General features: G+C 66.6%; 8 protein-coding genes and 1 pseudogene. 1 reads left to right on the top strand and 8 read right to left on the bottom strand.

Going from position 1 to position 9,960, the window contains the following annotated elements; genetic code table 11:
- Positions 1 to 186 (top strand): annotated as a pseudogene (locus AC1DTW_RS27705) (SixA phosphatase family protein); the annotation flags it as partial.
- Positions 187 to 292: 106 nt separating this feature from the next.
- Here the strand turns inward: AC1DTW_RS27705 and AC1DTW_RS27700 are convergent.
- The 8 genes from AC1DTW_RS27700 to AC1DTW_RS27665 all read right to left on the bottom strand — a co-directional run.
- Entirely contained in the window at positions 293 to 2,122 is a 1,830-nt protein-coding gene (locus tag AC1DTW_RS27700) for an EAL domain-containing protein (protein ID WP_477985189.1), read from the bottom strand.
- A gap of 542 nt (positions 2,123 to 2,664) precedes the next feature.
- A complete protein-coding gene (locus AC1DTW_RS27695; protein WP_477985187.1) occupies positions 2,665 to 2,889 on the bottom strand; it encodes a hypothetical protein in 225 nt (74 codons plus the stop codon).
- A gap of 211 nt (positions 2,890 to 3,100) precedes the next feature.
- The gene (locus AC1DTW_RS27690) at positions 3,101 to 3,784 is read right to left on the bottom strand and encodes a hypothetical protein (protein WP_477985185.1); all 684 of its coding nucleotides are present in this window, start codon (positions 3,782 to 3,784) and stop codon (positions 3,101 to 3,103) included.
- Positions 3,785 to 4,028: 244 nt separating this feature from the next.
- On the bottom strand, positions 4,029 to 6,002 hold the full coding sequence (locus AC1DTW_RS27685; protein ID WP_477985183.1) for an alkaline phosphatase: 1,974 nt from the start codon (positions 6,000 to 6,002) through the stop codon (positions 4,029 to 4,031).
- A gap of 92 nt (positions 6,003 to 6,094) precedes the next feature.
- Positions 6,095 to 6,601 (bottom strand): hypothetical protein, encoded by a 507-nt coding sequence (locus AC1DTW_RS27680; RefSeq protein ID WP_477985181.1) that lies wholly within the window; start codon positions 6,599 to 6,601, stop codon positions 6,095 to 6,097.
- Positions 6,602 to 6,649: 48 nt separating this feature from the next.
- Complete coding sequence (locus AC1DTW_RS27675) at positions 6,650 to 8,248, bottom strand: alkaline phosphatase D family protein (protein WP_477985179.1); 1,599 nt, start codon at positions 8,246 to 8,248, stop codon at positions 6,650 to 6,652.
- Positions 8,249 to 8,586: 338 nt separating this feature from the next.
- Positions 8,587 to 9,678 (bottom strand): rhodanese-like domain-containing protein, encoded by a 1,092-nt coding sequence (locus tag AC1DTW_RS27670; RefSeq protein ID WP_477985177.1) that lies wholly within the window; start codon positions 9,676 to 9,678, stop codon positions 8,587 to 8,589.
- 25 nt (positions 9,679 to 9,703) lie between these two features.
- Positions 9,704 to 9,960, bottom strand: a 257-nt coding sequence (locus AC1DTW_RS27665; RefSeq protein ID WP_477985175.1) for a thioredoxin domain-containing protein, incomplete at its 5' end; no start/stop codon positions are given.

Below are 9,960 nucleotides of genomic sequence, written 5' to 3'. Positions count from 1 at the left end.
AGGCTCGACCGGGTGATCCTCTTCGGCCACAACCCCGAGTTCACCGAGCTGGCTCACCGGCTGTCGAGCGAGATCGTCGACATGCCCACGTGCGCGGTGGCTGAGTTTCGCTACGACACGAGGAACTGGTCTGACATCGGTTCGGCGGAGCCGGCCGAGTCGACGCTCGATCATCCGGGGAAATAGCGACCCGCGCGTTCGCGTCGTTGGTCGTCGAACGCTCATGCGCTTTGGGTCTTCCGAGCAGGCGCTGCGAAGCGGCAACGATCGCATGTGTCGTCAGATCGACCTGTCAACCCGTGATCGATCTCAATGACGACTCGCCCTGCCCCACGTACAGCCCGACATTGGCGAGCTTCGCACCATGCTTGGCGGCTGCCGCAGCGCTGGCGACCAGCTCGGCGGTGCGGACCTGGCCTTCGCGGATGCGCACCGCACCGATCGACAGGGTCGTGAACGGGAAGAAGCGCATGACGCCGTGCCGGTCCTCGGCGTCGATGCCGCCGGCCGCATGCCCGGCCTCGTCATAGAGCGTTCTGGCGTGGGCGTTGAACACGTCGACGAGGCGTTCGCAGCGTTGTTCCCAGTCGTCGCTCTGGAAGAGCAGGATGAAGTCGTCGCCGCCGACATGGCCGACGAAATCCCGCTGCGCATCGCAATGGTCGACGGCGCATCGGGCCATCAGGCGGATCATCTCGTCGCCGCGCCAGTAGCCGTAGTGGTCGTTGAAGGGCTTGAAGTTGTTGAGGTCGCCGTAGCACGCGACGAATTCGCCGCCACTGGCCAGCAGCCGTTCGATGTGCTCGGTGATCGGAATGTTGCCCGGCAGGAAGGTCAGCGGATTGGCATGGCGCGCCGCTTCGATGCGAGATTCGGTCACGGTGCGCACCAGCTGATCGCCGGTGCCCAGCCCGACGTAGCGACCGTTCTCGGTGACGATGAACCCCTCGGTCAGGTAGCGCTGGTCCTGCGACGTCAGGATCCCGATCAGGTCTTCCGTATCGTGCTCGCGCTCGATCACGCGCGGCGACAGGTTGGCGAACGTGATGCACGGCTTGGCACCGTACAGCTCCTTGAAGTAGCGCTTCGCGTTGCGCTCCATGAACTGGCGCCGATCGATCAGTCCGACCGGCACCCCGTTGTCGATGACGGCCACCGCGTGGAGTTCGGAATGGAGCTCGAACAGCCGGGCGAGTTCGTCATTCGACAGCGTCGGCTCGACGGTCGGCGCCGCGACGGTCTGGATCTCCCGCAGACGCCCCGAGACCGAGGCAGTGCGCATCGCGGGCATCACCGAAATGCGCTGGTCGAGCAGCACGGCTTCAGCCTCCGCCTCGATCCGCGTTCGGGGCGAAGCGATCGGCCGGCCCAAGAAATAGCCTTGCCCCAGGCCGATTCCCAGGTCGCGCACGATGCGCAGATCAACGTCGGTCTCGATGCCCTCCGCCACCAGCGTGGTGCCGAAGATCTCGGCAATCTGCAGCAGCGCGCGCAAGGTCTGCAGCTTCTTCGCGCGCCGGCTCAGGTCCGCGGTGAAGTACTTGTCGATCTTCACGATGTCGGGCTGAAGTTCGGACCAGAGCCGCAGGCTGGAGCGGCCGTCGCCGAAGTCGTCGAGCGCAAGCGTCACGCCGGCGGCATGCAGCTGCTGCGCAACCTCACCCAGCGCCTGGATGTCGCTGACGTGCTCGTGCTCGGTGATCTCGACGACCAGCATGCGCGGTTGCAGCCCGAGCCTGCGGATGGACTGCAGGATCGCGTCGGCCGATCGGCTGCGGATCATCTCGAGCAGCGCGGAAGCGCTGAGGTTGACGAACAGGCGTCCGGGCTGGCGCAACGCGGACCATTGTTCGAGCGCCGCGGCGACGCAGGCGATCTCGAAGTCCAGCAGCAGCCCTTCCTTGCGGGCCGCGGCGAGCAGCGCATCGGGCGAGTGCAGCGGCATGCCTTTGGGTCCGCGGATCAAGGCTTCATGGCCGTAGATCGAGCCGTCTTCCATGCTGACGATGGGCTGGAACACCGGAGAGAGCGACTTGCCCTTCAGCAGGCGAGACAGCGGTCCGGACCCGTCACCGGTGCGAAAATCCAGCGACTCCGCCGGCGCCGATTCGAGATTCAACATCTCCGTCCCTCATTGTGGTTTGCCTGCCGCACTCGGGCAGCGCTTCGCCGCGTTATCGGCTCGTGCGGCGCGAAGGTAGAGCAATCATTTGCAGAGGCCGTGAACGGCACTCGGGCTCTACAAAATTCACCATGCAGTCACGAATCACCGGCCGGTGACAACGCTCCAACACTCGCTGGCGAGGCGGCCGCCTCTCCACTTTGGCCTTGTCATGGATCCGTCATCAACGAGGTATACGGTATATACCGTTTATACGGATCCTGGAGCGCGGCCAACTCGGGGGCGACTCCGCACGCGTGTTTGCGATAACCGATTCACCGGAGGCAGCAATGCATGAACACCTGACTCAGCCTCACTACGCTCCGGCGTCGGTCGGTGGATTGATGGACCCGGCGTTCCTACGCGGGGCCATGCTCGACGCCGAGGGCGGGCGTCGTGCCAAGAGCACGTCGCTGCCGGCAAAGCGGCCGCGGTGGCGCACCGCGGTGCAAGCGGTCGCTGCCTTCTTTCGCAGGTATTGAAGGAGCGAACTCACCCGGCCTCTATCGCAATCGCTCGAACGTCAGCCGGCTGATCAGCCCGCTCTCATCGTCGCCATCTCGTCGCTCTTCGACGATCTTGACCAGGCCTTGCGAGGCCATCGCCTTCAGCTCCTGGGCCGAGGCGTCGTAGACGTACGGATTCTCGAGTGACGTGCCGACGGTCGGCAGTTCGCTCAATGCCCCGAATTCGGATTCGAGGTAGGCACTTTGGGCCAAGGTTCGCATTGCAATCTCCGCTCGTGGCGCCGCCGGGGCGCCGAAGGTGGTGATGCCGCGAAGCGAACCCCTGGGTTGCCGCCAGAACGGGTTCGCTTCGAGCGCGCTGCCGATCTTGTCGTGAGTGAGTGCCGGCGACACGGAGTCTATCGCCGCCGAAGATCGTGGCGTCCTGCCGATCGAGCGGCGAGGACCTTCTCGGACCGTCAGGGTCGACGCATCAGACCGGCTCCGAGGGGCTCCCCCAGTCGAGAGCGAGATCGAGAAGGGGCCTCGCGACCCCCAGCCGCAAGACGGTGTGCGTCGGATCGCCGCCCGCCTCGATATCCGCGAGCCGTTCCGCCTCGGCCGCTCCGCGCTTGCCGATCTCGCCCAATGCGGCCCGGCGCGCCATCACGATTTGTCGTCCTCTTGGTTCCTTGGCGCGAAGGGTTGTCCGGGCATACGCCACCAGCGCCTTGCGCAGACGGCGGCGAAGGCTGCGGGCCGCGAGCTTGGCGTCATCCGAGGCGCCGGACTCGCGCAACGCCGCAACACCGGCGCGCAGGTAGATCGTCATGTGTGCGAGTCGCCAGAGATCCTGCCGCGCTGCGGCGAAGCCTTCCAGCGATCCGGGTTCGCTGACCATGATGCCGCTGAGCAGATCCCGGCGCTCCATCGCGCGGGGCATCTGCCGCTCTGCCGCCACACGGCACGCACCAAGGAAGGCTTCATCGACCACGCTGCGCTTGGTTCCGGCCAAGGCGTCGATGTAGGCGACGGTGGCGCGCTCGATTTCCCGTCGCAGCCGGGAGCGCACTTTGCGCCGCGTCGCCAGATCGCCCTCGGTCGGGCGGGACCCCAAGGCGTGGCCGGTCGCGACCAGCGTGGTGATGTCGACCACGGCTGTCCTGAGCAAGTCCATGTGGTGTTCTCCTGTCAGCGGGACCCCGTGGGATTCGCGAAATCTGCCGATTGCACGGCGGTCGCGAACCAGTATCCACACCGGTCGTGCTGTCGCGAGCCCGAACGATGACGCGCGCGCTGGCGCCGCCGCGTCGTTCGCACATGTTGGAAGAGCCATGTGTCGCGCCCGTGGCGCCTGCCCTCGCCCGCTCTTGCGGCGAGGTCATCACCGCCGCGTCACGTCGCGCCGGTCCGGGGGCTGTTCAGCGAACGCCAACGATCTTCGCCAGTTTGAAGAAGACATCGGTGTTGTCCATCAGCCCGGTGAACACGGCGGCACCGCGGCCGTAGGCCGACAAGGGCACGTCGGTCGCCGTGTGCACCGCCTGATCCCCCGGCACCTGGCCGGTCACCAGAAATCCGGTGTCCTTGTTGCGTACCGCAGGGTCGGCCGGGTAGGTCTTCTGCGGCGCAACGCCGGCGAATGGTTGCTGTATGTCGCGCGTCGGCGTGAGGTTGGACAACCAGGTCTCGTAGCGGTCGGCATTGGCACCATAGCCGATCAGCATCTTGTAGTCGACGTCGGTGGTCGCCGGGTAGCCATCGTCAAGCATCTTGTACTTTGGAAATTTCGCGGCCTGGTAGATGCCAACGATCTTGTCGCGCTGGGCGTCGATCCCCGGCTTCGCGGTCGCGTCCCAGAGTGTTGCGACGGGTTTTGTCGAGGCGCCGATGATGGCCGCGCCCGAGCACTCGTGGTCGGCGGTGACGATGACGATCGTGTCCGGGTGCTTGTCGGCGAAGTCCTTCGCGACCTGTACTGCACGGTCGAACTCGAGCACCTCGAGCAGCCAGCGATCCGTGTCCATCAGGTGTGCCTGCTTGTCGATCGACGCTCCCTCGATCATCGCGACGAATCCGTGCTTGTTCTTCGCGAGCACATCGAGCGCCGCCTTCGTCATCTCGTCGAGCATCGGTTGGTCGGGGAAACCGTAGTCCTCGACAATCGTCGACGCGCCGCGGCGCTGCCCGATCTTGTCGAATGCGACGTTCATGTTCGAGTACGCGAACAGGCCGAGCAGCTTGTCCGCAGAGGGCGCGCGGCCGAGCAACGCCGTCTTGTCGGGCGCGTAGGCAAAGCCGGCGCGCTCGAAATCGCCGATCGCATCGCGCCCCGGGTCGAATGCGCCCCGCGCCGCGCCCCAACCGGCAACGACGTCGGCGGGCAGTTCGTAGTCGCTGCGGCGGTCGCGCTGCGAACCGTTCATCGGCTGACCGTCGCGCGTGCCGTCGGCCTTCAGCGCATCGCCGTTCGGCAGGAACCATTTGCGGCCGCCTCCCATCAGCACGGTCAGGCCGGTGAGGTCACGATCGTCGAGGAACTGGTCGACGATGCCGGTGCCGTAGCCGCGATTGCTGGTATGCACCGCCATCGCGGCCGGGGTCGCGTCGAACACATCGGCGGTGGTCACGATGCCCAGCGCCTTGCCCTGCGTGCGATGCAGGTACTCGGCAAGGTATTCGATGCGCGGGTTGTCGAACGCGTCGGCCGTGTCATCCGGCCACACGCCCTGCTGGTTGTTCGCCGACTTGTTGCCGGTGACGTAGTTCGACATGCCCGGCGACGAGTCGGTGACGATGCCGTCGAGCGACGATGTCATCACCATGCCGGTGACCGGAAAGGTGTCCATGGCCAGGCGCCCTTGGGCCTTGCCTTGGGCATAGCCGCGGCCCATGATGCGCGCGGCGGTGCGGTGCGCGGCACCCATGCCGTCGCCGAGCAGGACGATGATGTTCTTCGCGGGCCGGGCACCGTGCCCCATGGCGATGACCTCGAAGTTGCCGTCCGCGGAGACGCTCTGGCCATCGCTCTGCGTGGCGCGGATCGTCAACTTGTGAACGCCAGGTCGCGCGACGGAGAAGGCGCGCTGCGAGACGACGGCCGCGTTGGTGCCCTTCGGCAGCACCAGACCCTCGGTCACGATGCTGGTGGCGCCGGCGGCCGGGCGAGTCGGTGCGCCGTCGACGAGAAAGCTGAATTCCTTCAGTGTGGTGCCGGCGTCAAGCCGCACCGTTGCCTGAAGATCGAAGCGCTGCCCGGGCAGGAAGCGCGCGATGTAGGGCGGACCGGCGTTCCCCGAGGCGAACAGTTCGCTCGGCGGCGTCAGGCGGCTGACCGAGGGCGCCGCGCTGGCGCCACCGGCGAAGCCGACCAGCGCGCAAGCGACCGCGCCCACGCACGCATGCACCGCACAACGAAGCGAATCCGATCGACCCAACCGCAACATCTGACTTTCCCCTGGTGACTACGAAACCACGATGACCCAACTCAACGGGCGCACTGCACACCTTCGACATTCAGCCTGACAAAGGACATCCGTCCGTCCGGCTCGGCGCGCCGGCCAAGCTCGAGACGGCCGGTGACAGTCACGGCGCCCTGGCAGGAAGCGAGCCCGGGAGCGATGTGCGGGTCGGTCCAATGCAGGTAGGCAACCGATGCCGGCAGGTCATCGGCCAGCCCCTCGTCTTCATCGCCGAGCGCGACCGGCACCGGCGCAAGGATGGCAAGCGCCGGCTGCGAGTCTGCCCCGTGGGCCACGAACCCGCTCAGGCTCACGCGCGCCCCAGCCAGCGCCAGCAAGTTGGCACCTGGTTCGAGACCCCTCGGCCCGATCGGGCGCCTGAAGAAGTCTGCGAACGACAGGCTCGAGACGGTGTCGGCCGGCAGCGTCGGCTCGGCAACCGCCGCGGTCGACAGAGGCGCAACGCACAGCACGATCCGCAGTGCCGCCTTCAGGTCAATCCGGAGTCCTGTCGCTGGCGGGCATCTTTTCATCCGCGTCGATTCTCATCACACGCGATGTCAGCGCCGTGACACCGTGCGTCAGACCTCCGGTGGCAACTCGACGGCGTACAGCTTCTGTCCGTCGAGGCCGTGCAGCGAGACGCTAAGCACCTTGCTGCGTGCATCCACCCGTCCGATGCCGAAGAACTGCAGTCCGTCGCTCGGCGGCCGATTCTGCTTCATGCCCGGGGGAACGCTGACGAACTTCACATCGGGGCCGAAGGTCTTGTCGATTTCGCCGGGGCCGAACGTGCCCGCGTGAAGCGGGCCTCCGACGAACTCCCAGAACGGCTTGAAGTCGGTGAAGCGGGCCCGCTCCGGACGGTATTCGGTGGCAGACGCATAGTGCACATCGGCGGTGACCCAGACCACGTTCTTGATGTTGCGCCGCTTGATGAAGCGCAACAGGTCCGCCACCTCGAGCTCACGCCCCGACGGCGCGCCGTCATCGGCATTGGCCCACGCTTCGAACGTGCCCGGTGGCACGTCGGCGTTGAGATCGGGCACGACGATCGACAGGGGCATGTCGCTCGCGATCACCTTCCAGGTGGCGCGCGACGCGACGAGCGCCTCCTTCAACCAGCGCATCTGCTGCGGGCCGAGAAAGTCCGCATCGCCACCGGGCAGCGGCTGCCGGTTCGGCGAATTCACGCCGCGGTAGCTCCGCTCGTCGAGCATGAACGCATCGACCAGCGGGCCCATTCGAAACGAGCGGTAGACGCGCTCCGGGTCCACCGGGTCGAAACGCATCGGGTTGTACTCGAGCATCGCCCGGTTCGCGCGTGCGGACAGCAGAGAAGCGCTGCGCTCCGTGTAGCGCTTCTCCTGCGGTCCGATGTGCTGCCCCGGGTACCAGTTGTTCCGCGTCTCGTGATCGTCCCATTGCACCAGCATGGGCACCTCGGCGCAGAAGTGCCGCTTGTGGACATCGAGCAGGTTGTAGGCAAACGCTCCGCGATACTCGTCGAGTGTCTCGGCCACCTTGCTCTTCGCCGGCGTGACGAGGTTCGTCCACAGGCTGCCGTCGTCGAGCTTGACCTCGGCCTGAATCGGTCCGTCGGCGTAGATCTGGTCGCCGGAGTGGATGAAGAAGTCGGGTTCGAAGCGGCGCATCGCCTCATAGATCCGGTATCCGCCCCACGCCTCGTTGATGCCCCAGCCCTGCCCGGCCTCGTCTCCGGAGAACGCGAACACGAGATCGCGCGGCTTCTGCGACGGCGTGCGGAAACGCCCGATCAACGGCGCGCTGTAGACCTTGGGGTCGGCCAGGTCCTGGAACTGCACACGATAGAAGTGCGTCTGGCCCGGCGCCAGGCCGGAGAGGTCGACTCGTGCCGTGAAATCGCTCACCTCGAGCGCGGCCGGCCCGACGATACGCTGGGCATCGCGCATCGATTCGGTCGTCGCCACGTCGACGATCATCCGGGCGGGCCGATCCGATCGGCTCCAGACGATTGCACGTTGATCGGTCACGTCCCCGCTCATCACGCCCAAGGCCAACTGCGGACGTGCACGGTCGAGCGTGACCAACGCCGGGGCGGCGCCCTGCGCGAGCACCCCGCGCAGGCCCGCGCCGGCGCCGAGGCCTCCCACTGTGAGTAGACGCAGGGCGTGGCGGCGAGAGGCATCGAGTTTCATGGCGCGGTCCGGGCAGGTTGTTCGACGAGGATGAGGCTGGCCTCGAGTCCCTCGACCGAAGCCGCTCGACCGCACCCGGCCCCAACCTTGTCGCGTGGGCGGAACTCATGTGCGAGTCCTCGCTTGGGACGCCAAAGTCTGCGGATCGCCTGTGACGCAGCCATGACAACCGATTCGAAGATCGATCGTTGGCGCAGCGACGCGCTGCCGCGAAGCGGTCATCCCATCCGACGGCGTGTTCCGACTCCATGGCATTCCGCATGAAGGGATCACGGCGCTGCCATCGCGCGTGGGGCAACTTCTACCGCTGCTCCGTCTTTCCTGCCCAGGCCCGATCCTCACTTCGCCCCCTGATCGAACGGCAGCGACTCCGCGCGCCAGCGCAGCATGCCGCCGGACAGGTTGGCGACTTGCGAGAAGCCGGACTTCTGCAGCAGCACGGTCGCCTGGGCCGAACGGGCACCCGAACGGCAGACCGTGACGACCGGTCGGGCCTTGTCGATCTCGGCGATGCGCGCGGCCAGTTCCGCCAGCGGCAGCAGGCGCGCGCCGTGGATGTGTCCGAGCCCGCCGCTGAACTCCGCGGGTTCGCGCACGTCGATCACCTGGATACCGTCGCCGGCGCATCCTCCGGCGAGGCATTCCTCCAGCGCCACCGGCTGGATCTCCCAGATGCCACCGAAGTTGCAGGTCAGCGGCGCCCAGGACGGCTCGTCCGCAGGGGCCATGGCGTGCTCCGGCCGGCCGCAGCGCAGGTTGGCCGGCACGGCGATGTCCATCAGCTTCGGGTGCGGCAGGCCCAGGTTGTTCATGTAGCCGGCGAAATCCGCTTCGTCGACATCGCCGCCGAGACGCGGGTTGAAGTGCGTTTCCTCCGCGACACTGGTCACCGTCAGGCCGCGGTAATCGTGGCCGGGGTACAGCAGGCAACCCGGCGGCAGCGAGAGAATCTGCTCTCGCACCGACCTGAACAGCCGCTCGGGGCTGCCTTGCTGGAAGTCGGTGCGGCCACAACCGCGAATGAGCAGGCTGTCCCCGGTGAAGGCCATGCTCCGGTCGTCGAGCACATAGGTCATGCACCCGTTCGTGTGCCCGGGCGTCGCACGGGCCTCGACGTGGCGCGTGCCGAAGGCGACTCGGTCCCCGTGCTTCAGCAATCGATCGGCGTTCTCGGCCGTCGACGCCTCGGACACCATGATCCGGCTGCCGCTGGCGGCCTTCAGCAACCAGGCCCCGGTGACGTGGTCGGCGTGCACGTGCGTGTCCAGCGTGGCGACCGGGCGCAGCCCGAGTTCGCGCAGCAAGGCCGTGTCGCGCCGCGCATGCTCGAACACCGGATCGATCAGAAGCGCCTCGCCGGAGGTCGAATCGCCGAGCAGGTAGGTGTAGGTCGACGACTGCGGGTCGAACAGTTGGCGGAAGACAAACATGGGGGTCTCCGGATAGCGCCGCGTTTCACCCCGGCTGCTTGGTCGTGCGCAGGTAGGGCTTGATGGTCTTGAAGCCCGGGAAGGAGGTCGCGGCCTCTTCGTTCGAGACCGCTGCGGTGATGATCACGTCGTCGCCCTGCTTCCAGTTCACCGGCGTGGCGACCTTGTACTTCGCGGTCAGCTGCATCGAGTCGAGCACGCGCAGGATCTCGTCGAAGTTGCGCCCGGTCGTCATCGGGTAGGTCAGCATCAGCTTGATCTTCTTGTCCGGGCCGATCGATC

Source organism: Rhizobacter sp. P5_A1 (genome assembly GCF_056400745.1).
This window is presented reverse-complemented; position numbering and strand designations above follow the sequence as displayed.

Coding starts and splice junctions, on each gene's coding strand:
- AC1DTW_RS27690 (WP_477985185.1), bottom strand. CDS start 3,784: ATGGACTTGCTCAGGACAGCCGTGGTCGACATCACCACGCTGGTCGCG.
- AC1DTW_RS27695 (WP_477985187.1), bottom strand. CDS start 2,889: ATGCGAACCTTGGCCCAAAGTGCCTACCTCGAATCCGAATTCGGGGCA.
- AC1DTW_RS27670 (WP_477985177.1), bottom strand. CDS start 9,678: ATGTTTGTCTTCCGCCAACTGTTCGACCCGCAGTCGTCGACCTACACC.
- AC1DTW_RS27675 (WP_477985179.1), bottom strand. CDS start 8,248: ATGAAACTCGATGCCTCTCGCCGCCACGCCCTGCGTCTACTCACAGTG.
- AC1DTW_RS27700 (WP_477985189.1), bottom strand. CDS start 2,122: ATGTTGAATCTCGAATCGGCGCCGGCGGAGTCGCTGGATTTTCGCACC.
- AC1DTW_RS27680 (WP_477985181.1), bottom strand. CDS start 6,601: ATGAAAAGATGCCCGCCAGCGACAGGACTCCGGATTGACCTGAAGGCG.